Below are 25061 nucleotides of genomic sequence, written 5' to 3' on the forward strand. Positions count from 1 at the left end.
ATTTCCCATCAGTTGAGGTCAATAAGGGTGAAACAGTGCAAGGCGGCCACGTGAGCGCTCGAAGCGCTGCGGCCGAGGTCTTCCGGTGACATCGTCCGTTTCGGCTCTCACGCGCAACGTGAGTGAGTACCTACACCGTCCGTGGCGACACTCGGAAGCTGTGTCGCCCGGTCCTATCCACCGACCGGTCATCGCGGGGAGTCGCCCTCGCTCGGGATTCGGTGTCTCAGTGCCAGTGCACTCACGAGCCTGCGAAGTTCGGTTCCGCGCTCGTGGACCGCTGTCCAAGTTGTTCGCACCGGGTCTGACAGCCGACGGGCTGTGTCTGCCGCGCCCCTCCGACCTGACGGCCAGAGGGTGGTGAGGTTCTTGCAGGTCAAGCGATTACGACATACACACCTGCAATGCGTGGTGTGTATTACCTACCACTCACGTTGCCAGAAGGATTCCGCGCCGTCAACCCGTGGCTTTCGACTCGGACCCGCTGACCTGCTCCGTGCTGTGGTGGTTCAACTGTCGCCAGACGGCAAGGACTTCGGGAGCGTGTACTTGGGGGTGCACTTGTGCACTCCTGCGGGCAAACCCTCTACTCACCGGCTCTGACCTGCGTAGAGTGACGGTGAGTCAAGCTGGCACTACGGCCGCTCTCTGGGGGTTCAATGGCAGACCGGAACGCCAGACTGGCCGCGCTCATGCAGGAAAGCGACTTCTCGCACAAGTCGCTTGCTCGCGCGGTGGTCGCTGCTGCCGCTCGGTCAGGTGAAGACATCACCTGTGACCACACATACGTGACCAGGTGGCTCAAGGGCTCCATCCCGCGCGGCAACATGCCGCAGTTCATCGCCGACGCGATCGGGCGCAAGCTGGGGCGTAGCCTCACGATCGATGACATCGGGATGGGCGACGCGGCGGTGTCCGCAGTACAGCCGGAGTTGGGGCTTGACTTCGCGGACAAGCCGGAGAGCTCGGCCAAGGCCGTTGCTGACCTCTGGCGTGCCGACCTGGCCGATGCTGAGACGCTGGTTCGGGCACTGCCCGATTCCGCAGCTTGGAACACCGCGTCTCTGCGCTGGATCGTGGCCCCGCCGGACGGAGAACTGACACGGGCGGGCAACCAGGCGGTCGGCGCCGTGGACGTGGACATGGTGCGCTCGACAGCCGACGCGTTCAGCATGCTTGACGGGAAGTTCGGCGGCGGCCACGCCCGGCGCGCCCTGATTCAGTACCTGCACACGGATGTCCGGCCGATGCTGGAAGGGACATACTCCGATTCCGTGGGCAAGCAACTCCACTCCGCTGTTGCCGAAGCACTCTTGCTCGCCGGATTCATGTCGTACGACAGCGGGTTGCACGGCATCGCACAGCGGTACTTCACCCAGGCCCTGCGCATGACGCAGGCGGCCGGTGATCGGCTTCTCGGCAGCAGCATTCTCTCTGCGATGAGTCATCAGGCGACGTTCCTGGGGCGGTACCAGGATGCTGCGACTCTCGCCCGTGCTGCGATCGCGGGCCCGGCCGGCAGCCTGGGGCCGACGATGGCGGCGCATCACCTGGCGATGGAGGCGCGGGCCCTCGCCCGTCTCGGGGATGAGCGAGGCTGTGACCTCGCCCTTGTGGAGGCGGAACGCAAGCTCAGCCAGAAGACGGCCGACAGCGACCCGCCATACATCGCCTACTTCGACGAGGTCGAGCTTGCAGCCGAGATAGGCCACTGCTTCCGCGACCTGGGGCGCTCTGTCGAAGCCACGGAGCGCGGAGCGGGCTCCATCTTCGGCGACGGCCTAAACAACCGAAGTGACTTCTTCGCGACGATGGTGCAGGCCGAGTCATACATCATCCACGGCGAGATTGGCCGTGGTTTTGAGTTCGCACTGAGTGCGCTGGAACTCGGCGAAGGGTTGAAGTCTGCACGCTGCGTTCAGTACGTGCGTGAGTTCCAAGAGCGCGTCACCGACGGGATGAGGCGGGCCACGGAGTTCCGCCAATTCGAGGAACAGGCCTATGGCTTCCGCCTCTGGCAACAGATCGCCTGATGGCTCTAGAAAGGCGCCCAGTCTCGGCGAGATCCACCAGAGCGCAGGCTTTCCACCCGCTTCTCAACTTCCTCGGCCGCACGCGAATTGGTGCCAGCGTTCTGCGAGAGCCACGTGACCATCAGTAGTTCGCGGACGCTCCGGAGAACGGAGTACCCAGACCATTCCCGCACGTCGAACCCGTACCCGGCGACGAAGTCAGCGTACTCGGCCTCCGTGTGCCAACCGAAGCTGTCGTAGTACATGGCCGTCTGCATGAGGTCCCACTCGCGAGGCCCGGTGACGAACCCGTCCAGGTCGATGACCTTGGGACGGCCAGCCGCGTCATGGAGGACGTTGCCGACGTTGAAGTCCCCGTGCAGATGGCCGGCCGGAAGTGCGAACTGAAGATGGTCGTACTCGGCCGCCAAATCATCAGCCATGGAACGGAGAAATGCGCGGGTAGCGTCTGGGATCGCAGCGCGCTCCAAACGCTGTGTGACCCTTTCGAAGGGTCGAAGGAGCGGTAGCGAAAAAGGCGGCGGTTCCAATTCGTGAAGCCGCCGCAGCAGAACACCCATCTCGCCCGTACTCGCGTACTTTTCCCCGTCAGCGAGCCCTTCCCAGAACGTCACGGGGTGGCCCTCGATGACGACCGGCTGTTCGGCCGCCGTCACGAGTCTCGCCGCTGGATACCCCTCGGCCGCAAGCCATTCCGCCACGGCTACTTCCCCCCGCACGGAGGTGAGCCGATCGGGACTCCGGCCAACCCGGGAGACGATACGGCCGCCATCCACGCGGAACACCGCGTGGTCCCCGAATCGCAACATCTCGATTCCGTCCGGGTCCACGGCGGCCACCTCACACGCCTTGCGCAGGATGGTCGCTGCCGCGTCCGCGTCGAACTCGGTGCGCTCGGTCGTTGTCATGCCGTCTGAGTCCCCCGTCCGACCGGCAGCGCGCGGACTTCCCGCCCTCGCGCGGCCCCCTTGCCGATGAGCCCTTGCCCCTCCATCTGCGCGATGGCGGAACGGACGGCAGTCCGCGACGCTCCGAACCGCTCGCACAGGTCTTTCTCGGTGGGGAAGCGGTCGCCAACCTTGACCCCGTCGGCCCGCAACAGGTCGGTCACCTTCTCGACCAGCGGCCGACGGTCACCGGTCCCCACCACGAACCACCCGGCACCCTGTACCGACTCGATCACGCCGTCAGCCTTGAGCGTGGCGAGCGCCCGTTCGATGGTGCTCCGGCTCACGCTGTACTGGCTCACGAGAGCCGCCTGAGACGGCAGCGCCTCAGTGATCTTCCCCTTCCCGATCTTCTCGCGGAGAGATTCCGAGACCTCAAGGTACGTACCTCGCGGACTGCCCTGCGGCACGTGGCCTCCCCTTCCTAGACCTCGCCGGCGTCCCAGTGGGCGCCTCACAGATTCAAGTTTTCCACGTCCCGCGCAACTGACCGATGGTCCTGTCTCCCCTGTTCTGTTCAGCACCGCTCGTTGTCCGGGTTTTTGCCCACAGCGGGTGCTTCCGGGCTTCCCAGGATCGCATCGGCGATCTTCCGGGCGACGTCCTTGACCATCGCGTCGGGGACGCGGAGGTACCTCGCCCGCATGCGTGCGGAGGCGCCTGGTCCCCATCCCATGATCTGGTCGATGACCCGGTCCGGGACCCCGAGCAGCATGAGCCCGGTGGCGGCCGTGTGCCGGGCGTCGTGAAGCCGGCCGTCCCGAACTCGCGCGTCCCGGTCATTGATGACGTGCGTAGAGCAGTTATAAAATAACCGCCATGCTCACACCTGAGGACGCGTCTCTCATCACCACGGCCACCGAGGGCCTTGCCACCCCCCTCTACGAAGCTCTCGATCATGGCTACACCGCTGCCCACGGTCACTACGACGACTCCGGCATGACCGGTGAGGGCTACGCCAAGGGCCGCACCGACCTGGCCCGGGACCATGCGCGCCGCTTCATCGAGCGTCGCCACGGGGAGCACCTTGACCTCGGCGGCTGGGAACCGATCAAGAACTCCAGCGGGCGCTTGCACCTGCGCAACGGGATGATGACCCTGCGGCTCCTGCATGCCACTCCGTACGACATGATTCCGGCACCGGGCCGCAACAGGGCGCGGATCAGCTACTACTACAATCGAACTGTCGATCTATTTGGGGTCGAGGCCAGCAACCTCCTCGCCGTATGGCTCTCCCCTCCTGAGGAGGGCGGAGAGATCTCCGTACGCATCGTTCGTCCGATCGGTGAGTGGAAGCCGGGTCGGCCCCCGAAGTTCGACCTCGATTTTGAGCTCCCCAGGAACACTGAGTCGTTCACAGACTGGGAGTTCGTCCCCGACGACAAGGGCTTGGCACTGCCCTTCGAGTTCGAAGAAGACCAGCGCGAAGAGGGTGAAGGAAGTGGCACGGGATCCAGCTGAGCGCATTCGAACTCTGAGGCTCCTCATGGGGCTGACTCAGGGGGAGCTCGCGCAGGCTGCTGGCGTGTCACAGCCACTCATCTCGCAGATCCAGAAGGGCATCAAGCTCGTCACCGATGACGTACTTGTGCGCATCGCTGAGGCGACCGGCACGCCCATGTCCTTCTTCGACGTTGACCCTGCTGACCTCCCTGCCGACACGCTGATGTTTCGCAAGAAGGCCAGCGCGTCGGCCAAGGAGGTCGCTCGAGTAGAGGCGACGGTCAGGGAGGCGTACCGAGTTTCAGTACGCCTCATGGCCGACACCAAGGTGCGACGGACCTCTCTGCCTCGGGCAGAGGGGGACATCACCGCCGACGACATTGAGGACTTGGCCGCGCAGACGCGCGCGGCGCTGGGCATCGGCTCTGATGGGGTGATCGGGCACGTCATCCGCGCCTGCGAGCGCGCAGGCCTCCCTGTCGTTCCTCTCATGTTGGTCGACTCCCAGGGGCAGGGAGAAGACATCGTGGTGGGTCACTCCGGCGCCTCCTGCTGGCGAGGGACGGCCGAGCCGTCCATGATCAGCTATTTCTCTGCCGGGAGCGGAGACCGGCAGCGGTTCACAACGGCGCACGAACTGGGGCACCTGGTACTCCATCCCGCGCGCCGCAACGGGCTGGACGGCAAGCGCGCAGAGAGCGAGGCCCACCGGTTCGCCGGCGCCTTCCTGCTGCCGCGGGAGCGTGCGGAAGAAGCGTTCACGGGGCCCCTAATGCTGAGGGAGTTCGCCGCACTCAAAAAGCGGTGGGGTATCTCAATCCAGGCCCTCATCAACCGTGCCTACGATCTCGGGCACATCGACCAGGCCCGCCGAGAAAGTCTCTACAAGCAGCTCGGCGCCCGAGGGTGGAGGACGAACGAGCCTGTTGTGGTCCACGCGGAGCAGCCGACCCTGATGAGGGCAATGCTCGGTCGCAAGTACGGCGAGCCGCCGTCCCTGCTCCAGGCTTCCGAGGAACTAGGACTCCACCCCGTGCTCATGCGCTCCCTGGCGCCAGACGTCGCGATCGACCCAGCGCCTCGTGCAGTCGCCAATGTCATCAACCTCGGTGACCGCCGCCGTCAGAGCTCCCGCCTCCAGGCTCTCTAGTCACTGGTCGGCTCCTGATCCACGTGGTGATTGGCAGCGCTGGCGACGCAGGCCACTGACGCCGAGTACTAGTGAAGGGCGCCGGTCTACCGGCGCCCTTCACTGTTCTCTCGCTCGATGCGGCACGAGGTGCTGGATATGGACCAAAAAGGTACCCAGACGCTAGCGATGGGTTTACACATCCTCAGCGCTAGCAGAAACCGCGAGGGACCTAAAAAGAACATCAACTTCGCCAGATGGCACTTCTGGGCCACCTAGTTCAAGTTGAATACGGGGCACCTTAGGTTTGATTCCCTTCCGAAATGCTCGATCCTCTTCTCTCGCCAGTATCGCAAGTGCAGTTCGGGATACGTCAAGCCTGCACTTGAGGAGATGCTCCAAGTCGCTTGTTACCCAATCCCAATTCCGGAAAGGATCCTCCTCTATACGGCTAGCGAGTTCAGCATCCAGCAGTTCAACATCAAGAACCTCCTTAGCGGTTCGCGTCAGCCCGATCTCGCGGAATACTCCGGGCTGATCCACTAAGGCTGCATGTACGGCATCACTGAAGCCGAGTAGGCCCGATGCGCCCTGCACTTGAACATCCCACTCTTCCCACATCAGCGCGACTGCCAAGCGAAGACCTTCGATCATCTCTGCGTATGGCTCCGGGAACACTCGATTTTCAGTGAGGTCACCTAAAGTTCCAGCCATATCTGAAATCGAATCGAGCGCGTCTCCAAAAGTCTCAAATTGGATCTGATCCAGTAGCGGAAACAAAATAGCTACGCTCGCCTCGAACCAAACTGCAACCTCCATCGCGTTCGTATCAGGAACAGCGTACCTGTCCGCTTGGTATATGAGAGCGCGTGTAAGGTCTCGGAACGCCTCCACGAGATCATTTATGGCGGGCTGTCCGCCAACTTGCCTCATAATCTCGTCTAGCCTGTAATCGAATGTCGCCCTAAGTTTCTCCAGGAGCAATGATGCACAGCCATCCAATGAATTTCTTAAAGAGTCTTCCTCGAAAGAGAAGAGGGATTGCTGGTATTCCAATTCAGGGGGGCGCCCTCGCTCGCAGATTAAAGCTAGGTCGCCGATAGAGTCAGTATTTTTAATCACATCGAGACACGCCATAGACTCGCGGGCAAGGTGGTGCACTAGGAAATCTCGCTGACTGGGATCTGCCAAGTCAAGTAAGTCGATAGAGGTCGAATGCGTTCGTTCTACCCAAGTCCCAGTTAGGCGGCCCAGCGCATTACTGAGGTCGGTCATTGAATGCGACCTCAGCCGTCTCGCTAGGTCAACGCTGCTAGATCCCCTGGAACTGGATACCGCAAGCATCGACAGGAACAACTGCTCGAATGAAGACAGGGAGTTGAAGGATTTCTCCCAAATCTCCTTAGGGTCTTGTAGTGCTGCGTCAAGTGCGTCGATTATCTCGTGCCCCGACTTGAAGCCGCGCCTAGCAGTGACGAGCTCGATGATACGAGGCGAGTAATTGCGGTGGGCGGATATTCGGTGCCACCAGTTACCGGTAGCGAGCTCGTCCCTCATCCTTTGGTCAGCGAAAGCTGAGTTGACGTGATTGAAAAGTATCCTCGCCCGTACCTCATGTGGGAGCTTTTCAACGCGAACTATTGAGTCAGGGAGCCCCTCGAAGAGGTGGCTTGTAGAGTCGCTGCTCCTGAGAAGGTCATGCATGATAAGCGACCGGCTAGTGATCACCACAACTTTTTCGTAATTTTCGCCTACTACACCATGAAGGCGCTTTTCCAGTACCGATGCAAGAAATTCGGCGAAATCCTTTTCGTAGTGGCTGGAAGCGAAATCATGAAGACGCGTTTGTCCCCACGCGTCATCGAAGAAGAATATGGTCGGGACATCGTCTTCAAGCCACCCCCACCAACTATCTACGGTGCGCGGGTCCACGATCACCCGGTACCCGCGCCGCCACCATTGAAGAATTAGATACTCTGCTATAGCTGTCTTCCCTGACCCCGGCGCTCCGCTAATGATGGCCACTCCGGTGTCCGCTAATGCCCGCTCAGCATTTTCGCATCCTACATGATGAACAAACCTCATGTAGTTTCTCTTGATTTTACTTACTCTTGAGTGGCCGCGCAGAAAGACTCCTCCGCGCAACATTTCACTGACTGCCATCGAAGATTTAAGCCACAGCTTGAAGTGTCGGCGTTCAACCTTGGGGTGTTCAGAGAGAAGTGCGTTCAGCCAACCCCGACCATGGACTTCCACCGTATCTGCAAGGCCATCGAGTATTTCGAGCAGGTCATCCTCTAGTCCCGGAGAAATATCAGCCGTCGTTAAGAACAGATACCTACCGAGACTTACGCCTGAATTATCAATCTTTTCCTTTTCCTTTCTTGCGTGCGTGAGGAGTTTTCCGCGTCGAGCTTCAGGGGTGTGTTTGCACTGAGCAACATGAACTCCCCTATGATCCTTGGCGCGCAAATCAATTCCACCATCACGCCCAATCGCATACGTCGAGAAGGTAATTCCCTCGTGTCGAGATAGTAGATCGCGGGCCAGAGCCTCGAAATCGTAGGGCGATAGTTCCTTAAAATCGTAGTCGGGTGCGTTCACTGAGTCTTTCCCCTGCTGCCCTTGAGTAGCTGAAGCCTGGCCATAGCATTTCCTGCCCTCCAGTCGCACGAACAAGGAAGCAGAGAATATCCTGATTTTTCCCAAATGCACTGTTGGTCCTAGTGGCAGCGAGCCGACAACAGGTAGGTAGATCGTCAAAGTAGACGCGTTTCCGCTGCTGCGGGCGGTCCGCATGCCTCCACGCGACCGCGGCTGTACCCAAAGGCGGATCTCGTGGGGCTATGTGCCCGATCCGTCGATCCACGGACCGAGGCACGGGGGTCTGGGACGAACTCACTGAGCGTGCACGATGGGCGCCGCTGTCTGAGCCTTAGGCCACCAACGTTGGCGGTTCCTCACGCATCTCTGGACGAGGCGTGGACAGTCACTGGCGGACGCGGCGCGAACGCCCCGATTTTGCCAGGTCAACGCATGCTCTGAGGCGCGATCTCGAGAGGACTGTAAATCTGCCGGCTCAGCCTTCCCAGGTTCGAATCCTGGCGCCGCCACGCTGAGGGAAACCCCCTCTGATCTGCGAGAACGTAGATCAGAGGGGGTTTCTGCGTTATCGAACATGATCTAGTGAGTGGAATCGAAACAAGGTGACTTGTCTCACCGCGTCCCACCCGGATTCCGCTCCTGATCGGCCTGTGTCCCCCAGGCGTCCCCCAGGGGACGGGCGGGCTGTCACTCAGCCTCGGTGGGCGACTTCTCCCGAGCCTCTGCCGGATCAGCCGCATGGCCGAAGCCGTCGGCCTCAGCCCAACTGGGCCCCTCTGCCCATTCCTTGCGTGCGACTCGATGTGTGTCGGGGTAGGCCCTTTTCGAGGTCTTCGAGGAGGCCGGGGTGGGTCGGCTTGCCAGTCGACAGCCGTGCGATATCGAGGCGGTGTGCTGCGGGCCAGCGATTGGCGCCGTCGCCGATGCAGCCGGAGACGCCCTTGGCGCCAGGCGATGGCGACCAAGGTGCCCACCCAGGCGTAGTCCCCCTCGCCGTGGCAGGTCTCGGTGGATGGCGACCGGGGCTGGGGTCGGGTGCTGTCGGTGCGGCTGCTGCCCGCCGGGCAGACTGATCTCATGTCATCGCGTCGTAGGAACTGCCCCGAGTGCCGTCGGGAGATCGCCGTCGTCGCGGGACGGTTCGCCCGGCATGATCCGCCTGGTGCGCGGGGGAGCGGTGAGCTGGTCTCGTGTCCTGGGTCGCGTCGGCCGGCGCAGCTGGGGGCGGCCCAGCCGACGCTGGACGGGTACTCCGTGCCCGACTTCCCCGGGCAGCTTCCGTTGTTCTGAGTGGGTCGGCGAATGGCCTGGTGCGGTCGGTGTCTAGTTCCCCGCGACCGATTTGAGAGCCACCGAAATCGGCGTCGAGCCGCTGATCAACTCCAGGGTCAGCCCGGCCGTCGCAGGAGTCTCCACCAGCCCCGCCAGGACCGCCGCGACGTCGTCCCGTGGGACCGCTCCGCGGCCGGTCGAGGCCTCCAGGCGTACGAGGCCGGTGCCGGGGTCGTCGGTCAGCGATCCGGGGCGCAGGATCGTCCACTCCAGGGACGTACGACCGCGTACGTACTCGTCGGCCTCGCCCTTGGCGCGCAGATACAGGTCGAAGACGTCGTCGCCCGGGTGCGCCGGGTCCGCGCCCATGGATGACACGACGACGTGGCGCCGTACGCCCGCTCGTTCCGCGGCGTCGGCGAACAGGACGGCGGCGTCCCTGTCCACCGTCTTCTTGCGGGCCGGACCGCTGCCCGGGCCCGCGCCCGCCGCGAAGACGGCCGCGTCCGCGCCCTGCAGATGGGCGGCGACCTCCTCCACCGAAGCCGACTCCAGATCGCAGAGGACCGGCTCGGCACCGGCCGCCCGCAGATCGTCGCCCTGCTCGGCGCGGCGGATGATCCCCGCGACCTCGTCACCGCGCGCGGCGAGCAGTCGCTCCAGCCGCAGCGCGATCTGACCATGACCTCCAGCGATGACAATGCGCATGTTTCCGACCGTACGCCCGGATGGACCCGTTCGCCGCACGACCCTGGGGACAACTCAGGGGTCTCTTGAGTTGTCCACAAGGACGCGCGGCGGCGGAGGCAGTCGTGCCCTCGGCCCGCGTGGTGAACAGGGGGCGCTCGGGCGGCGGTTGTGGCTGTGCGCGCACCACGTGTGGGGTGGTGGACGGCAGTTGTGGTTAGGAGGGCTCTCCGCGTCCCTGTCGGGGCAGGTCCAGCCCCGTCGCTGCCACCGAGTTGCAGTACTCCCGCACCGCGCTGGTCCGTGCCACCACGCGCCCCCGGTGCACCACGATCCGGCTGTACGCGAGCGACAGCGCCCCTGCCAGCCGGTTCCCGCGCACCGCGAGCAACTCGGCCGGGAAACCCGCTTCCACGCGTACCTCGGGCAGTCCGAGGGCGGCCCGCGCGCCGGAGCTCACGGCGTCGTACGCGTCCTCGGGGCGCAGACCGTGCCGTGAGGCCAGCAGGTACGCGGCCTCCAGGGGGTCACCGCGGCCCACCGGGTTCGATACGTCCCGGAGGGCGCCGCTGCCCGCGGCGATCCGTACCCCGGCCGCCCGCAGCATCCGCACCGGAGCCGTTCCGCGCCGGTCGACGCCCCCGCAGCCGCCCTGCGGCAGGCACACCACGGTCACGCCCGCCGCGGCGAGTTGATCGGCCGCCCGGGAGGCCACCTCGGACGGCAGCCGGCCGAGGCCGCCGCACGGGCCGAGCGTCACGCCGGACCGCAGGCCCCCCGACATCGCCGCGAGCCGGGCGAGCCGGGCGGGATCGGAGGCGTCCGTGTGCAGGTCGACCGGGCAGCCGTGTTCCGAGGCGAGTTCCAGGACCGCCTCCACGTACCCCGTCGGATCCGGGTCGGCGTCCGGGCAGCCGCCCACCACCGAAGCGCCCATCTTCACCGCGTCCCGCAGTATCGCGAGCCCGTCGGCACCGGCGACCCCGGTGAGCACCCGCGGCATCGCCACCGTCGTCAGCTCGGCCAGCCCGCGCAGCGCCCGCCGCGCCTGGAGCACCGCCACCAGCGCGTCGAGTCCCTGTACGTCGCCGACGCGCACGTGCGAGCGCAACGCCGTCGCCCCGTGCCCGAGTTGCAGCAACGCGGCCTCGGTGGCCCGGCGCTGGACCTCCTGGGTGTCGTACGAGAGGGGACCGTCGCCGTCGGCCGTCAGGGCCGTGTCGCCGTGTGCGTGGGGCTCGGCGGGGGCCGGCAGGAGCAGGTAGCCGTTGAGGTCCACCTTCGCGGCGCGCGAGCCGGAGGCGGGTGTCGCCAGGCTCCCGGCGGTGCCGACCGCCTCGATGCGCCCGCCGCCCAGCCGCACGTCCACAGTCCGGCCGTCGGTGAGCCGCGCTCCGCGCAGCAGCAGGGTGGCGGTGTCGGTCTGTCCCGACGAGGAGTGGGGTGGCTGCGGCTGACTGTCGGGCATCGCGCTCCTGGGGCTCGGGGGCGGCTGCGGGGGAGGGGCGACTGAGGAGGTGGGCGCTTCGGTGGGGAGGGCCGACCGGGGAGGCGGGCGCTTCGGTGGTGGGGTTGTGGAGTGGCTGGGGGGAGGAGTGGGAGGTGGCCGGGTGGAGGGGTGGGGCGAGGTCGTGGGTGGTGAGGGGCATGATCACGCAGCGTGAGTCGAGCCTAGGGTGGCGAGCCCTCCTCGTCCGGGAGGAGCGCAATAGTCGTACCGGTGTGGTCCGTGCACGGACAGAAGGCGGGAGATGAGAGCCGGACACGCGAGTCGGGGCAGCCGGGCGGACTCGCTGGTCGGCGGGACGGAGCCGCTGGTCGGCCGGGCGGAGAGGCTGGGACCGGGGGCTGTCGACCGGGCTGTGTGCCCGTGATCCGTGGGGCGGGAGCGGCCGGAGTCGCGGCCGTGACGCACCGTTCGTGAGGGGCCGAAGGAGCGGCGGGGAACGGCTGGTAACAGGCCGGGGCGGGAGCCGTGAAACGGATTTGGGCGATCGGCGGGCGAGCGTGTAATGTCTTCATCGCTCGCCCCAATAGCTCAGTCGGTAGAGCGTCTCCATGGTAAGGAGAAGGTCTACGGTTCGATTCCGTATTGGGGCTCTGGTGTGAGGGGTTCCCGTCGCAAGGCGGGGACCAATCGCATCACAGCGGTGTAGCTCAGTCGGTAGAGCAAGCGGCTCATAATCGCTGTGTCACCGGTTCAAGTCCGGTCACCGCTACAGACAGTAGCCGATTGTGGGGTCGGTCCTTCGATCGGCTACTCTTCTATGCATTAATGTCCCATCCGTTCGTCAAGGAGCACTCCTGTGGCTGCCACCGACGTCCGCCCGAAGATCACGCTGGCCTGCGTGGAGTGCAAGGAGCGGAACTACATCACCAAGAAGAACCGGCGTAACGACCCGGACCGACTGGAGATGAAGAAGCACTGCCCGCGTTGCAACGCGCACACCGCGCACCGCGAAACGCGATAAATCAGGCTCGTACACGAGGCCGTCCCCAGTAACGGGGGCGGCCTCGCGTCGTTCACCGGCCGAGTGCCGAGGCGCGAGTGGTCGTCGAGCATTCGCCGACAGTCCTCGTACGGGCATCGGTCCGAGAATCGCTGCACCGGCTGAAAACCAGGAGGTACCGAGCCCATGGCGCTCGACCAGTCCTTCGTGGGGCGGTCCTACCCGCCCACCGATCCCTATGAGGTCGGTCGGGAGAAGATCCGCGAGTTCGCGGAGGCCGTGGGGGACACCAACCCGGCGTACACGGACCCGGAGGCCGCCAAGGCGCTCGGGTACTCCGATGTGATCGCCCCCCCGACCTTTGTGTTCGCGATCACCTTCAAGGCCGCGGGGCAGGTCGTCCAGGACCCCCAACTGGGTCTCGACTACAGCCGCGTGGTGCATGGTGACCAGAAATTCGCCTACACCCGTCCGGTGCGCGCGGGCGACCGGCTCACGGTCACCTCGACCATCGAGGCGATCAAGTCCATGGCGGGCAACGACATCGTGGACATCCGTGGTGAGGTCCACGACGAGGCGGGCGAGCACGTGGTGACGGCCGTCACCAAGCTTGTGGCACGTGCGGCGGAGGAGGGCTGACCATGACGGCGAAGATCGCGTATGACGACGTAGAGGTCGGTGCCGAGCTGCCGGCCCAGACTTTTCCCGTGACACGCGCCACACTCGTGCAGTACGCGGGCGCCTCCGGGGACTTCAACCCCATCCACTGGAACGAGAAGTTCGCGGTCGAGGTCGGTCTCCCCGACGTCATCGCGCACGGCATGTTCACCATGGCCGAGGCGATCCGTGTCGTCACGGACTGGGCCGGTGACCCGGGTGCGGTCGTGGAGTACGGCGTCCGCTTCACCAAGCCCGTCGTCGTCCCCAACGACGACAAGGGAGCGACCATCGAGGTCAGCGGCAAGGTCGCGGCCAAGCTGGACGACAACACCGTCCGCGTCGACCTCACCGCGATGAGCGCGGGGCAGAAGGTCCTGGGCATGTCGCGAGCGGTCGTTCGACTGGCCTGATGGCCGGCCCGAGAAGCGATGGGTAGGAGCGGGTAAGGGGCGTCGGCCATGGTCGGCGCCCCTTACGTGCGTCCGGTCGCGCCCGGCCTCGCCTGGTCTTACCGTCCCTGTCTTGTCCGTCCGTGGTCCGGTTGTCTGCGGGTTCCCGTGGTCTGTTGTCCGGGGTCCGGCTGTCTGCCGGTGTCCGTGGTCTGTCGTCCGCGGTCCGGCTGCCCGCCGGTGGTGGGTCGGGGCCGTGCCGGTACGTCGAGCCCGTCGCCGCTGGATCAGACGTGGGAGCCGCTGCTCGATCCGGGCGTAAGCGACGGGCTTGCGACGTACCGGCACGGCCCCTCGTGTCGCATGGCGGCTGCGGGTCGTCGGTGGCCGCGGGGGTCGCCCGAAGCCGCTCCCGTCTACCGCTTGACTTAGTTAGTGATTGGGCACTAACTTATTCGCATGGTCAGGATGAGCGCAGACGAGAGGCGCGAGAGCGTCATCCGCGCGGCGATCGCGGAGTTCGCCCGGGGTGGTTACTACGGCACGTCCACCGAGGCGATCGCCAAGCGTGTGGGCGTCTCGCAGCCGTATCTCTTCCGGCTCTTCCCCGACAAGCGGGCAATGTTCCTCGCGGCGGCCCAGCGCTGCATGGAGGACACCATCCGCGCCTTCGAGGAAGCCGCCAAGGGGCTGGAGGGCGAAGGTGCCCTGCATGCCATGGCGAACGCGTACACGAAGAGCATCGCGGAGCACCCGGAGCAACTGCTGATGCAGATGCAGATGTACGTCGCGACCGCTGCCGCTGAGCAGGCCGGTGATCGCGAGCTCGGTGAGGCCGTACGGGCCGGTTGGATGCGGCTGTGGGAGACCGCCCACCTGTCGCTGGGCGCCGATCTGAACGAGACGACGGGCTTCATGGCGTACGGGATGCTCATCAACTGCCTGGTGGCCATGGGTTTTCCGCCCGAGCACAGGGTCTGGGAAGGGCTCTATCCGTCGGCGCGGCTCAGTGGCCGGCTGGAGAAGTAGGCAGGGAAGCGGGTGGGGGAGGCGGGTGGAAGCGCCTTTTTTTGGCCGCGAAAGTTAGTCAGCAATAACTAATTATAGGGAACGATCGCCCTTAGGGGGAGCGATGTCACAGCAGACCGCACGTCGCGGGGGAGCAACCTGGGCCCTCATCATCACCAGCGTCGCCGGATTCATGGCGGCTCTCGACAATCTCGTCGTCACCACCGCACTGCCCTCCATCCGCAGGGATCTCGGCGGAGCGCTGGACGACCTGGAATGGACCGTGAGCGCCTACACGCTCACCTTCGCCGTCCTGCTGATGTTCGGCGCGGCGCTCGGCGACCGGTTCGGCCGTCGTCGGCTCTTCCTCGTCGGTCTCTCCGTCTTCACCGGTGCCTCGGCGGCCGCCGCCATGGCGCCCGGCCTCGACTCGCTGATCGCCGCCCGCGCGGTCCAGGGCGTCGGCGCGGCGATCATGATGCCGCTCACGCTCACCCTGCTGACGGCCGCGGTGCCGGCCGCCAAGCGCGGCATGGCGTACGGGATCTGGGGCGCCGTGAACGGACTCGCGGTCGCCTCCGGGCCCCTCATCGGCGGCAGTCTCACCGAACACGTCTCCTGGCACTGGATCTTCTGGCTGAACGTTCCGCTGGGCCTCGCCCTGCTGCCCCTCGCCCGACTGCGGCTGGCCGAGTCCCACGGCACCGGCGCCCCGCTCGACATCACCGGCACCCTGCTCGTCAGCGGCGGTCTGTTCGGGATCGTGTACGGCCTGGTCCGCGGGCCCGCCGAGGGCTGGACCAGCCCGATCGTCCTGACCGGTCTGCTCGCCGGCGCCGCGCTGCTCGCCGGCTTCGTCGTCCACGGCGTCCGCGCCAAGAACCCGATGCTGCCGATGCGGCTCTTCCGCTCCCGTGCCTTCGCCGGGATCAACGCCGCGAGCCTGCTGATGTTCCTCGGAATGTTCGGCTCGATCTTCCTGCTCAGCCAGTACATGCAGGGCGTCCTCGGCTACTCGCCCACCCAGGCCGGCCTGCGGATGCTGCCCTGGACCGGGATGCCGATGCTCGTCGCGCCGATCGCCGGGTACCTCTCCGACCGCGTCGGCGGGCGTCCCGTGGTCGCCACCGGGCTCTTCCTGCAGGCCGCCGGGCTCGCGTACTACGCCTCCGTGGTCGCCGCCCACGCCTCGTACGCCGCCCAGTTGCCCGCCCTGATCGTCAGCGGCATCGGAATGTCCCTGTACTTCGCCCCGGCCTCCAACCTGGTCATGTCCAGCGTCCGTCCGCAGGAGCAGGGCATCGCCTCCGGCGCCAACAACGCGCTGCGTGAGGTGGGCGGCGCGCTCGGCATCGCGGTGATGTCCTCGATCTTCTCCGCGCAGGGCGGCTACGGGACCGCGCAGACCTTCGTGGACGGTCTGCGGCCCGCGCTCGTGGTGGGTGCGGCGGTGGTCGCCCTGGCGGGCGTCGCGGCGCTGCTCATCCCGACGGCGCGACGTGCGGCTCGGACCCGGGTCGTCGCCTCCGAGTCGCCCCAGGGGCAGGATCTGGCCCAGGCGCCGGTTCTGGAAACCGCCTCACGCTGAGGCAAGGGAAACCACCTCGCGGTGAGTGGGAGGGCAACCGCTCCCCGGTAGAGGGTCCAGGATCCAAACCCTTGATTGGTCCATCCCGTGCGCACCCAGAAGCGGCCCCGCCTCGACCGGCGGGGCCCTTCTCGTACTCTTGAGCCCGTGCAGGAACTCCACGACGCTCCGCTCGCCCCACTGACCACCTTCCGGCTGGGGGGTCCCGCGACCCGGCTGATCACCGCCACGACCGACGCCGAGGTGATCGCCGCCGTCCAAGAGGCCGACGACACCGGTACGCCGCTGCTGATCATCGGCGGCGGATCGAACCTGGTCATCGGCGACAAGGGCTTCGCCGGGACCGCCCTGCGCATCGCGACCACCGGCTTCGCCCTCGACGGTACGAGGCTGGAGCTGGCGGCGGGCGAGGTGTGGACCGACGCGGTCGCCCGCACCGTCGAGGCCGGGCTCGCCGGCGTCGAGTGCCTCGCCGGGATCCCCGGCTCCGCCGGCGCGACCCCGATCCAGAACGTGGGCGCGTACGGCCAGGAAGTGTCCTCCACCATCACTGAAGTGATCGCGTACGACCGTGGGGCGCGCGAGACGGTCACCCTGGCCAACGCCGACTGCGCCTTCTCGTACCGCCACAGCCGCTTCAAGACCGACCCCGAGCGGTACGTCGTGCTGCGCGTCAGGTTCGAGCTGGAGGACGCGGACGGGCTGTCGGCGCCGATCAAGTACGCCGAGACGGCGCGCTCCCTCGGGGTCGAGCCCGGCGACAGGGTGCCGCTCGCCACCGCCCGCGAGACCGTCCTGAAGCTGCGCTCCGGCAAGGGCATGGTGCTCGACCCCGAGGACCACGACACCTGGTCGGCCGGGTCGTTCTTCACCAACCCGATCCTCACGGACGAGGACTTCGCCGCGTTCCACGCGCGCGTGGTGGAGAGGCTGGGCAGCGACGTCGTGCCGCCCGCGTACCCGGCGGGCGAGGGCCACACCAAGACCTCCGCGGCCTGGCTGATCGACAAGTCCGGCTTCACCAAGGGCTACGGCTCCGGACCCGCCCGGATCTCCACCAAGCACACCCTGGCGCTCACCAACCGGGGCCGGGCCACCACCGAGGACCTCCTCGCGCTGGCCCGCGAGGTCGTCACCGGCGTACGCGACGCCTTCGGGATCACCCTCGTCAACGAGCCGGTGACGGTGGGCGTGGAGCTCTAGGCAGGGCTCCAGTTCTGGTACGCGACTCCTAATACGCGACTCCGACGCCCTGTTTCACCGTCCCGGGGTCGTTGATCATCGCCAGCATCGCGTGCGCCACGTCGGCGCGCCCGATGAAGCGGCCCTTGAGCGGGAAGCCTCCGACGACCGTCCGGTACGAGCCGGGCGCCGGCTTGTTCTGCAGGCGCGGCGGGCGTACGACCGTCCAGTCGGTCGCGCTCCGGGCCAGTTCGCCCTCCATGGCCGCCAGGTCGGCGTAGACGTCCTTCAGGATCAGCGAGACCAGGCCCCGCGCGGCGCGGTCGACGAACGCCGCGCCCTCGGGGTCGGGACCGACCGGCCCCGCGCTCACCACCAGCAGCCTGCGCACCCCCTCGGCCTCCATGGCGCCCAGCACCGTACGGGTCAGCCGGGTCGCGATCCCGGCGTCCTTGCGGGTGCGGGCGCCGAGCCCGGAGAGGACGGCGTCCCGGTCCGCGACCGCGGGGCGCAGCGCCTGCGGGTCCGTGAGGTCCGCGCGGAACACATCCAGGCCCGCACCCGTGACGGTCAGCCGCGCCGGGTCCCGTACGACGGCCGTGACCTGGTGGCCGGAGTCCAGCGCCTGCCGGACGATCTCCTGGCCGATGCCGCCGGTGGCCCCGAAGACGGTGAGTTTCATGACGTGATCCCCCTGGATGATCGGGTGGGTGAGTATTCACTCACCTCTGCTTGCTCCTAGAGTGGGTAAGCACTCACCCACCCGTCAAGGCCGAACAGGGGTGACCATGGAATCCTTGGGGCCCATGCAGCAGAAACCGGCCCGGATCCGCATCCTCGAGGCGGCGCACGAGCTCATGCTCACCATCGGCCTCGCCCGCGCCACGACCAAGGAGATCGCCAAGGCCGCGGGCTGCTCGGAGGCGGCGCTCTACAAGTACTTCCCGAGCAAGGAGGAACTGTTCGTCAACGTGCTCAAAGAACGCCTGCCCCAGCTGACCCCGCTGCTGGCCGGCCTCGCGGCCGAGCCGGGCCGGGGCACCCTCCTGGAGAACCTCACCGGGATCGCCCGCCAGGCGGCCCTCTTCTATGAGCAGAGTTTTCCGATCGCCGCCTCCTTGTACGCGGAAACGCAGCTCAAGCGCCGGCACGAGGAGTCGATGCGCTCCATGGGGTCCGGACCCCACATGCCCATCCGGGGTCTCGACGCCTATCTCCGTGCCGAGCAGGAGGCGGGCCGGGTCCGCGCCGGGGTCGACACCTACGCGGCCGCCTCGCTCCTGCTGGGCGCCTGCGCCCAACGCGCCTTCGCCTACGACTCCACGCAGGAGGGCAAGCCGCCGCCCGTGGACGAGTTCGCCCTGTCGATCGCCCGCACGCTGCTGGGCGGAATCTCCGTTGCGGACGAGCCCTCGTGACGATCAACCTGGCCCGATGAGACAAGCCCCCACGGCCGTGCGACGCTCCCTGTGCGGCTGAGCGTCACGGAGTTCACGCCGCGCGTCGGCCCCCGCGCCTACCGGGTCGTCCAGCCGCGTCCGCCGCTGCGGCACACCACGCTCAGTGACCCCGTCGAAGGCTGGGGCTACCTCGTGGGCGACCACGACGGACTCGCCCGCCTCGCCGCGCTCTTCTCGTTCGCCGCGTTCTCCCGGCACACGATCGTGTACGTCCCGCTGCGGCGGAGCATCCCCAGGGCCTTTGCGCCCGGAGTGCCGGTCGACCTCGTCCTGGCCCACCGGTCGCCGGGCCTGCGAGCTTCCGCCTGGCCCGAACTGCGCCGTCGGCTGCGTGCGGGCACCCCGCTCACCGTGCGCACGGACGAGGAGCGCACCGCCGCCCACGCGGCCGCCTGGGAGGCGCGCTGGGAGCAGGGCTGGGACCGCCTCGACGCGCGGGACCGGATCCATCCGGCCGTGCACGCGGGGACGCTCTTCCTCCTCGGCGCCCGTGACACCTTCGCCTCGGCCGCCACGCACCTGGAGGCGGCGGCCGGGTTCGGGCCGCGGGGGAAGCGGGCCGCCGAGGGGCTCGACGTGCTCGCCGCCTCCCTCACCCGGCACCTGCCGCCGTCCCGAGGCCGTCACGTCGAGCTGGACATCGGCTTCCAGGCGTATCCGCCGTACACCCACTTCAGGCGACCGGGGCGGCCAGCCAGTCGTCGATGCCCGACAGCAGCTTCTCCTTGACGTCCTTGGGGGCCGCTGTGGCCCGCACCGACTGGCGTGCGAGCTCGGCCAGTTCCGCGTCCGTGAAGCCGTGGTGATGGCGTGCCAGCTCGTACTGGTCGGCCAGCCGGGAGCCGAACAGCAGGGGGTCGTCGGCGCCGAGGGCCATCGGGACGCCGGCGTCGAAGAGGGTGCGCAGGGGGACGTCCTCGGCCTTCTCGTAGACCCCCAGGGCGACGTTCGACGCCGGGCACACCTCGCAGGTGATGCCGCGGTCCGCGAGCCGCTTCAGCAGCCGCGGGTCCTCGGCCGCGCGCACACCGTGCCCGATGCGGGTGGCGTGCAGGTCGTCCAGGCAGTCGCGGACCGACGCAGGGCCGGTCAGCTCGCCGCCGTGCGGCGCGGACAGCAAGCCGCCGTCCCGCGCGATGGCGAAGGCCCGGTCGAAGTCCCGCGCCATGCCCCGCCGCTCGTCGTTGGAGAGCCCGAAGCCGACGACGCCGCGGTCCGCGTAGCGCACGGCGAGCCGGGCCAGGGTGCGGGCGTCCAGCGGGTGCTTCATACGGTTCGCGGCCACCAGGACGCGCATTCCGAGCCCGGTCTCCCGCACGGCCGAGTCCACCGCGTCCAGGATGATCTCCAGGGCCGGGATGAGCCCGCCCAGGCGGGGCGCGTACGAGGTCGGGTCGACCTGGATCTCCAGCCAGCCGGAGCCGTCCTTCAGGTCCTCCTCGGCGGCCTCGCGCACCAGCCGCTGGATGTCCTCGGGCTCTCTGAGGCAGGACCGCGCCGCGTCGTACAGCCGCTGGAAGCGGAACCAGCCGCGCTCGTCGGTCGCCCGCAGCCTGGGCGGTTCGCCGCTGGTCAGGGCGTCGGTGAGGGCTTCGGGCAGCCGGACGCCGTATTTGTCGGCCAGCTCCAGCACGGTGGTGGGCCGCATCGAACCGGTGAAGTGCAGGTGCAGATGGGCTTTCGGCAGTTCAGAGAGATCACGTACGCGCTCCATTCCAGGATCCTGCCGTACGTTCCCGCCGTGTCGGTAGCGCTTTCCCCGTTCGTGGTCTTGCTCGCACGAAGAAGCGGGCCGTCTCCCCCCGGGGGAGACGGCCCGCACACACGCGTGGAGCGCGAAAACGTCAGTCCCGTGCCTCGGCCAGGAGCTTCTGGATCCGGCTGACGCCCTCGACGAGATCCTCGTCACCCAGGGCGTACGACAGGCGCAGGTACCCCGGGGTGCCGAAGGCCTCACCCGGGACGACCGCGACCTCGGCCTCCTCCAGGATGAGCGCGGCCAGCTCGACCGTGTCCTGGGGGCGCTTGCCGCGGATCTCCTTGCCGACGAGGGCCTTGACCGAGGGGTACGCGTAGAAGGCGCCCTCGGGCTCGGGGCAGAGCACGCCGTCGATCTCGTTGAGCATCCGCACGATGGTCTTGCGGCGGCGGTCGAAGGCCTCGCGCATCTCGGCGACGGCCGTCAGATCGCCGGAGACGGCGGCGAGGGCGGCGACCTGGGCGACGTTGGACACGTTCGAGGTGGCGTGCGACTGGAGGTTGGTCGCGGCCTTGATGACGTCCTTCGGGCCGATGACCCAGCCCACGCGCCAGCCCGTCATGGCGTACGTCTTCGCGACGCCGTTCACGACGATGCACTTGTCGGCGAGCTCGGGGACGACCACCGGGAGGGAGTGGAATTCCGCGTCCCCGTAGACCAGGTGCTCGTAGATCTCGTCCGTCAGGACCCACAGGCCCTTCTCGGCGGCCCAGCGGCCGATCTCCTCGATCTGCTCGCGGCTGTAGACGGCGCCCGTCGGGTTGGACGGGGAGACGAAGAGCAGCACCTTGGTGTTCTCGGTGCGGGCGGCCTCCAGCTGCTCGACCGAGACGCGGTAGCCGGTGGTCTCGTCGGCGATGACCTCGACCGGGACACCGCCGGCGAGACGGATCGACTCCGGGTACGTCGTCCAGTAGGGCGCCGGGACGATGACCTCGTCGCCCGGGTCGAGGATCGCGGCGAAGGCCTCGTAGATGGCCTGCTTGCCGCCGTTGGTGACCAGGACCTGGGCGGCCTCCACCTCGTAGCCGGAGTCGCGCAGGGTCTTCGCGGCGATCGCGGCCTTCAGCTCGGGGAGCCCGCCGGCCGGCGTGTAGCGGTGGTACTTGGGGTTCGAGCAGGCCTCGATGGCGGCCTGGACGATGTAGTCCGGGGTCGGGAAGTCGGGCTCACCGGCGCCGAAACCGATCACCGGACGTCCAGCGGCCTTGAGTGCCTTGGCCTTGGCGTCCACGGCGAGGGTGGCGGACTCGGAGATCGCGCCGACTCGGGCGGAGACCCGGCGCTCGGTGGGAGGGGTTGCAGGGCTCATGGCACCCATCGTTTCAGACCGGAAACTCCCCCGGCACGCGGGTTTCACAGACTGAACAGCAAGAGAACAACCGTCCGGATCCGGATCCCTCACCGGTCGATCTTCGGCGGACAAAGCCCGTACGGACACTTTCTGTTCGACGACCGGCCCCGGACCACGTACACTCTCACCTCGTTGGCCTTCACCGGCCGCACTCATCCGATGCACACCGAGCATCCGGGTGGATGCGGTACGTTGGGGAAAACAAAGGGTCGTAGCTCAATTGGTAGAGCACTGGTCTCCAAAACCAGCGGTTGGGGGTTCAAGTCCCTCCGGCCCTGCTACACACACCTTCGCCAGGATGTGTGCGCATGTACGTACTGCAATGCACCGCCGTGCGGCTCAACCGGGCGCGGCACGGCCACGACCCGGAATCAGGTGAGGACGAGTGACGGACGCCGTGGGCTCCATCGACATGCCTGATGCCGAGGCGCCAGAGTCTCAGAAGAAGGCCCGCAAGGGTGGTAAGCGTGCCAAGAAGGGCCCGCTGAAGCGCCTTGCCACTTTCTACCGCCAGATCGTCGCGGAACTCCGCAAGGTCGTCTGGCCGACTCGCAATCAGCTGACGACGTACACCACAGTGGTGATTGTCTTCGTCGTCATCATGATTGGCCTGGTGACCGTGATTGACTATGGGCTCAACCACGCCGCCAAGTACGTCTTCGGCTGAGCCGAGAGCGAAGGGCGCCGTCACCGGCGCCCCTTTCGCGCGTTCCACCCCCATGTATCCAGGAAGAAGCAGCCACCGTGTCTGACCCGAACCTGAACGATGCCAGCGAGTCGGTCGAGTCCGTTGACGACGAGCTCGACATCGTCGAGGGCGCGGACGTCGTGGACGAGTTCGAGGCTGCCGATGCCGCCACCGGCGAGCCCGCCGAGGAAGCGGCCCTGCACGTCGAGGACGAGTCCGGTGAGGACGTCGAGGACGAGGACGTTCCCGACGAGGCCCTCGCTGAAGACGCCGAAGAGAGCGACGAGGAAGAGGCCGAAGAAGAGGCCGAGCCCGTCGACCCCGTCACCGCACTGCGCGAGGAGCTGCGCACGCTCCCCGGCGAGTGGTACGTCATCCACACCTACGCCGGTTACGAGAACCGCGTGAAGACCAACCTCGAGCAGCGCGCCGTCTCGCTGAACGTCGAGGACTTCATCTTCCAGGCCGAGGTGCCGCAGGAAGAGGTCGCGCAGATCAAGAACGGCGAGCGCAAGACGATCAAGCAGAACAAGCTCCCGGGCTACGTCCTGGTCCGCATGGACCTGACGAACGAGTCCTGGGGTGTCGTTCGCAACACTCCCGGTGTCACCGGCTTCGTGGGCAACGCCTACGACCCGTACCCGCTGACGCTGGACGAGATCGTCAAGATGCTCGCCCCGGAGGCCGAGGAGAAGGCCGCCCGTGAGGCCGCCGAGGCCGAGGGCAAGCCCGCTCCGCAGCGCAAGGTCGAGGTCCAGGTGCTGGACTTCGAGGTCGGCGACTCGGTCACCGTCACGGACGGCCCGTTCGCCACGCTGCAGGCGACCATCAACGAGATCAACGCCGACTCCAAGAAGGTCAAGGGCCTGGTGGAGATCTTCGGTCGCGAGACCCCGGTCGAGCTTTCGTTCGACCAGATCCAGAAGAACTAGCAGCTTCTGGACGTACGTCTTCCGAACAGGTCAGACGGGCTCACGCAGCCCGTCTGACCTGCTCGGTTTTTGGCCGCGCATGGATACCCGTTATCGTTGTGCGGTATGCCTCCATCCGGATGAACCGGGCGGAAGCTGAAAACTCTCACTAGGACCCGGAGAGAGCACATGCCTCCCAAGAAGAAGAAGGTCACGGGGCTTATCAAGCTCCAGATCCAGGCCGGCGCGGCCAACCCGGCTCCGCCGGTCGGCCCGGCGCTGGGCCAGCACGGCGTCAACATCATGGAGTTCTGCAAGGCCTACAACGCCGCGACCGAGTCGCAGCGCGGTTGGGTCATCCCGGTGGAGATCACGGTCTACGAAGACCGCTCCTTCACCTTCGTCACCAAGACTCCGCCGGCCGCCAAGATGATCCTCAAGGCCGCGGGTGTCGAGAAGGGCTCCGGCGAGCCGCACAAGACCAAGGTCGCCAAGATCACCCAGGCGCAGGTCCGCGAGATCGCCACCACGAAGATGCCCGACCTCAACGCCAACGACCTGGACGCCGCGTCGAAGATCATCGCCGGCACCGCCCGTTCCATGGGCATCACGGTCGAGGGCTGACACCCACCTTCGTAGGAATCATGCGGCGCGAGCCGCACGTGGCAGGGCCTGCTCGGTCCGTACCACGACTCCTCAGAACACATCAGGAGCAGTAGTGAGCAAGCGCAGCAAGTCTCTCCGCGCTGCGGACGCCAAGATCGACCGGGAGAAGCTCTACGCCCCGCTCGAGGCCGTCCGTCTCGCCAAGGAGACCTCCACGAGCAAGTTCGACGGCACCGTCGAGGTCGCCTTCCGCCTGGGTGTAGACCCGCGCAAGGCCGACCAGATGGTCCGCGGCACCGTGAACCTCCCGCACGGCACCGGTAAGACCGCCCGGGTCCTGGTCTTCGCGACCGGTGACCGTGCCGAGGCCGCACTCGCCGCGGGCGCCGACATCGTCGGCTCCGACGAGCTCATCGACGAGGTGTCGAAGGGCCGTCTGGACTTCGACGCCGTCGTCGCCACCCCGGACCTCATGGGCAAGGTCGGCCGTCTGGGCCGTGTCCTCGGCCCGCGTGGTCTGATGCCGAACCCGAAGACCGGCACCGTGACCCCGGACGTGGCCAAGGCCGTGACCGAGATCAAGGGCGGCAAGATCGAGTTCCGCGTCGACAAGCACTCGAACCTGCACTTCATCATCGGCAAGACCTCCTTCGACGAGGCCAAGCTGGTGGAGAACTACGGCGCCGCGCTGGACGAGATCCTTCGTCTGAAGCCGTCCGCCGCCAAGGGTCGCTACATCAAGAAGGCCGCGATCAGCACCACGATCGGCCCCGGCGTTCCGGTCGACCCGAACCGCACCCGCAACCTCCTCGTCGAGGAGGACCCGGCCGCCGTCTGAGCCTTCCGCTCACCACGGTGACCGCGTCGCATACGCGTTCTTGGCACGGGCCC

24 protein-coding genes, 3 tRNA genes and 1 pseudogene are annotated in these 25061 nt (G+C 66.8%); 19 read left to right on the forward strand and 9 right to left on the reverse strand.

Features of this window, described 5'->3' with window-relative positions; translation table 11 throughout:
• The first annotated feature begins 659 nt into the window (after window positions 1-659).
• On the forward strand, window positions 660-2033 hold the full coding sequence (locus OG798_RS31425) for a hypothetical protein (RefSeq protein WP_328758047.1): 1374 nt from the start codon (window positions 660-662) through the stop codon (window positions 2031-2033).
• Between the two features lie 5 nt (window positions 2034-2038).
• Here the strand turns inward: OG798_RS31425 and OG798_RS31430 are convergent, their stop codons facing one another.
• From OG798_RS31430 to OG798_RS31440, 3 genes and pseudogenes are all read right to left on the reverse strand, one after another.
• Window positions 2039-2941, reverse strand: coding sequence for a phosphotransferase enzyme family protein (locus tag OG798_RS31430; RefSeq protein ID WP_328758048.1), 903 nt, complete (start codon window positions 2939-2941; stop codon window positions 2039-2041).
• Complete coding sequence (locus tag OG798_RS31435) at window positions 2938-3390, reverse strand: GntR family transcriptional regulator (protein ID WP_328758049.1); 453 nt, start codon at window positions 3388-3390, stop codon at window positions 2938-2940. The genes OG798_RS31430 and OG798_RS31435 overlap by 4 nt, the downstream gene beginning before the upstream one ends.
• A 107-nt stretch (window positions 3391-3497) precedes the next feature.
• Window positions 3498-3755, reverse strand: a pseudogene (locus OG798_RS31440) (site-specific integrase); the annotation flags it as partial.
• A gap of 44 nt (window positions 3756-3799) precedes the next feature.
• Between OG798_RS31440 and OG798_RS31445 the strand changes: the two are divergent.
• Window positions 3800-4441: a hypothetical protein gene (locus OG798_RS31445; RefSeq protein WP_328758050.1), complete on the forward strand. Its 642-nt coding sequence runs from the start codon at window positions 3800-3802 to the stop codon at window positions 4439-4441.
• Window positions 4422-5573 carry a helix-turn-helix domain-containing protein gene (locus tag OG798_RS31450; protein ID WP_328760102.1) on the forward strand — a complete coding sequence of 384 codons (1152 nt, stop codon included), beginning with the start codon at window positions 4422-4424 and terminating at the stop codon, window positions 5571-5573. The genes OG798_RS31445 and OG798_RS31450 overlap by 20 nt, the downstream gene beginning before the upstream one ends.
• A 174-nt stretch (window positions 5574-5747) precedes the next feature.
• Here OG798_RS31450 and OG798_RS31455 read toward each other — a convergent pair whose 3' ends face one another.
• Entirely contained in the window at window positions 5748-8156 is a 2409-nt protein-coding gene (locus OG798_RS31455; protein ID WP_328758051.1) for a restriction endonuclease, read from the reverse strand.
• A gap of 1077 nt (window positions 8157-9233) precedes the next feature.
• Between OG798_RS31455 and OG798_RS31460 the strand changes: the two genes are divergently transcribed.
• Entirely contained in the window at window positions 9234-9446 is a 213-nt protein-coding gene (locus OG798_RS31460) for a hypothetical protein (protein WP_060901523.1), read from the forward strand.
• A gap of 33 nt (window positions 9447-9479) precedes the next feature.
• On the opposite strand, the gene OG798_RS31465 is transcribed toward OG798_RS31460, so the two are convergent.
• On the reverse strand, window positions 9480-10136 hold the full coding sequence (locus OG798_RS31465) for an SDR family oxidoreductase (protein WP_095853133.1): 657 nt from the start codon (window positions 10134-10136) through the stop codon (window positions 9480-9482).
• A gap of 196 nt (window positions 10137-10332) precedes the next feature.
• Window positions 10333-11583 carry an amidohydrolase family protein gene (locus OG798_RS31470; protein ID WP_267062580.1) on the reverse strand — a complete coding sequence of 417 codons (1251 nt, stop codon included), beginning with the start codon at window positions 11581-11583 and terminating at the stop codon, window positions 10333-10335.
• A gap of 559 nt (window positions 11584-12142) precedes the next feature.
• Here OG798_RS31470 and OG798_RS31475 point away from each other — a divergent pair.
• The 8 genes from OG798_RS31475 (at window position 12143) to OG798_RS31510 (ending at window position 17413) form a co-directional block, all read left to right on the forward strand.
• Window positions 12143-12215: transfer RNA gene (locus OG798_RS31475), tRNA-Thr, on the forward strand.
• Between the two features lie 46 nt (window positions 12216-12261).
• A tRNA-Met gene (locus OG798_RS31480) sits at window positions 12262-12334 on the forward strand.
• An 87-nt stretch (window positions 12335-12421) separates the two neighbouring features.
• A complete protein-coding gene (gene rpmG / locus OG798_RS31485; protein WP_004571794.1) occupies window positions 12422-12586 on the forward strand; it encodes a 50S ribosomal protein L33 in 165 nt (54 codons plus the stop codon).
• 165 nt (window positions 12587-12751) lie between these two features.
• Window positions 12752-13204 carry a MaoC family dehydratase N-terminal domain-containing protein gene (locus OG798_RS31490; protein ID WP_060899260.1) on the forward strand — a complete coding sequence of 151 codons (453 nt, stop codon included), beginning with the start codon at window positions 12752-12754 and terminating at the stop codon, window positions 13202-13204.
• Between the two features lie 2 nt (window positions 13205-13206).
• Complete coding sequence (locus OG798_RS31495) at window positions 13207-13635, forward strand: MaoC family dehydratase (protein ID WP_095853131.1); 429 nt, start codon at window positions 13207-13209, stop codon at window positions 13633-13635.
• A gap of 438 nt (window positions 13636-14073) precedes the next feature.
• Entirely contained in the window at window positions 14074-14643 is a 570-nt protein-coding gene (locus OG798_RS31500) for a TetR/AcrR family transcriptional regulator (protein WP_179436469.1), read from the forward strand.
• A gap of 103 nt (window positions 14644-14746) precedes the next feature.
• Window positions 14747-16210 (forward strand): DHA2 family efflux MFS transporter permease subunit, encoded by a 1464-nt coding sequence (locus tag OG798_RS31505; RefSeq protein ID WP_121415342.1) that lies wholly within the window; start codon window positions 14747-14749, stop codon window positions 16208-16210.
• Between the two features lie 147 nt (window positions 16211-16357).
• Window positions 16358-17413: a UDP-N-acetylmuramate dehydrogenase gene (locus tag OG798_RS31510; RefSeq protein ID WP_095853129.1), complete on the forward strand. Its 1056-nt coding sequence runs from the start codon at window positions 16358-16360 to the stop codon at window positions 17411-17413.
• A gap of 28 nt (window positions 17414-17441) precedes the next feature.
• Here OG798_RS31510 and OG798_RS31515 read toward each other — a convergent pair whose 3' ends face one another.
• Complete coding sequence (locus OG798_RS31515) at window positions 17442-18074, reverse strand: NAD(P)-dependent oxidoreductase (protein WP_267062581.1); 633 nt, start codon at window positions 18072-18074, stop codon at window positions 17442-17444.
• Between the two features lie 124 nt (window positions 18075-18198).
• Here OG798_RS31515 and OG798_RS31520 point away from each other — a divergent pair, with 124 nt between their 5' ends.
• On the forward strand, window positions 18199-18810 hold the full coding sequence (locus tag OG798_RS31520; protein WP_095853127.1) for a TetR/AcrR family transcriptional regulator: 612 nt from the start codon (window positions 18199-18201) through the stop codon (window positions 18808-18810).
• Between the two features lie 51 nt (window positions 18811-18861).
• The gene (locus OG798_RS31525) at window positions 18862-19581 is read left to right on the forward strand and encodes a hypothetical protein (protein ID WP_267062582.1); all 720 of its coding nucleotides are present in this window, start codon (window positions 18862-18864) and stop codon (window positions 19579-19581) included.
• Here the strand turns inward: OG798_RS31525 and OG798_RS31530 are convergent.
• Both OG798_RS31530 and OG798_RS31535 read right to left on the reverse strand, forming a co-directional pair.
• Entirely contained in the window at window positions 19526-20566 is a 1041-nt protein-coding gene (locus OG798_RS31530; RefSeq protein WP_095853125.1) for an adenosine deaminase, read from the reverse strand. The genes OG798_RS31525 and OG798_RS31530 overlap by 56 nt on opposite strands.
• 130 nt (window positions 20567-20696) lie before the next feature.
• Window positions 20697-21923 carry a pyridoxal phosphate-dependent aminotransferase gene (locus OG798_RS31535; protein ID WP_267062583.1) on the reverse strand — a complete coding sequence of 409 codons (1227 nt, stop codon included), beginning with the start codon at window positions 21921-21923 and terminating at the stop codon, window positions 20697-20699.
• Window positions 21924-22170: 247 nt separating this feature from the next.
• On the opposite strand from OG798_RS31535, the gene OG798_RS31540 reads away from it, so the two are divergent.
• From OG798_RS31540 to rplA, 5 genes are all read left to right on the forward strand, one after another.
• Window positions 22171-22243: transfer RNA gene (locus OG798_RS31540), tRNA-Trp, on the forward strand.
• 107 nt (window positions 22244-22350) lie between these two features.
• A complete protein-coding gene (secE, locus tag OG798_RS31545; protein WP_067367170.1) occupies window positions 22351-22632 on the forward strand; it encodes a preprotein translocase subunit SecE in 282 nt (93 codons plus the stop codon).
• Window positions 22633-22709: 77 nt separating this feature from the next.
• Window positions 22710-23585: a transcription termination/antitermination protein NusG gene (gene nusG, locus OG798_RS31550; RefSeq protein WP_095853123.1), complete on the forward strand. Its 876-nt coding sequence runs from the start codon at window positions 22710-22712 to the stop codon at window positions 23583-23585.
• A gap of 168 nt (window positions 23586-23753) precedes the next feature.
• Window positions 23754-24188 carry a 50S ribosomal protein L11 gene (rplK, locus tag OG798_RS31555; RefSeq protein WP_095853122.1) on the forward strand — a complete coding sequence of 145 codons (435 nt, stop codon included), beginning with the start codon at window positions 23754-23756 and terminating at the stop codon, window positions 24186-24188.
• A gap of 94 nt (window positions 24189-24282) precedes the next feature.
• Window positions 24283-25008 carry a 50S ribosomal protein L1 gene (rplA, locus tag OG798_RS31560; protein ID WP_060901502.1) on the forward strand — a complete coding sequence of 242 codons (726 nt, stop codon included), beginning with the start codon at window positions 24283-24285 and terminating at the stop codon, window positions 25006-25008.
• Window positions 25009-25061: the final 53 nt, after the last annotated feature.

The sequence above is a fragment of the Streptomyces sp. NBC_00271 genome (assembly GCF_036178845.1).
Taxonomy (GTDB): Bacteria; Actinomycetota; Actinomycetes; order Streptomycetales; family Streptomycetaceae; genus Streptomyces.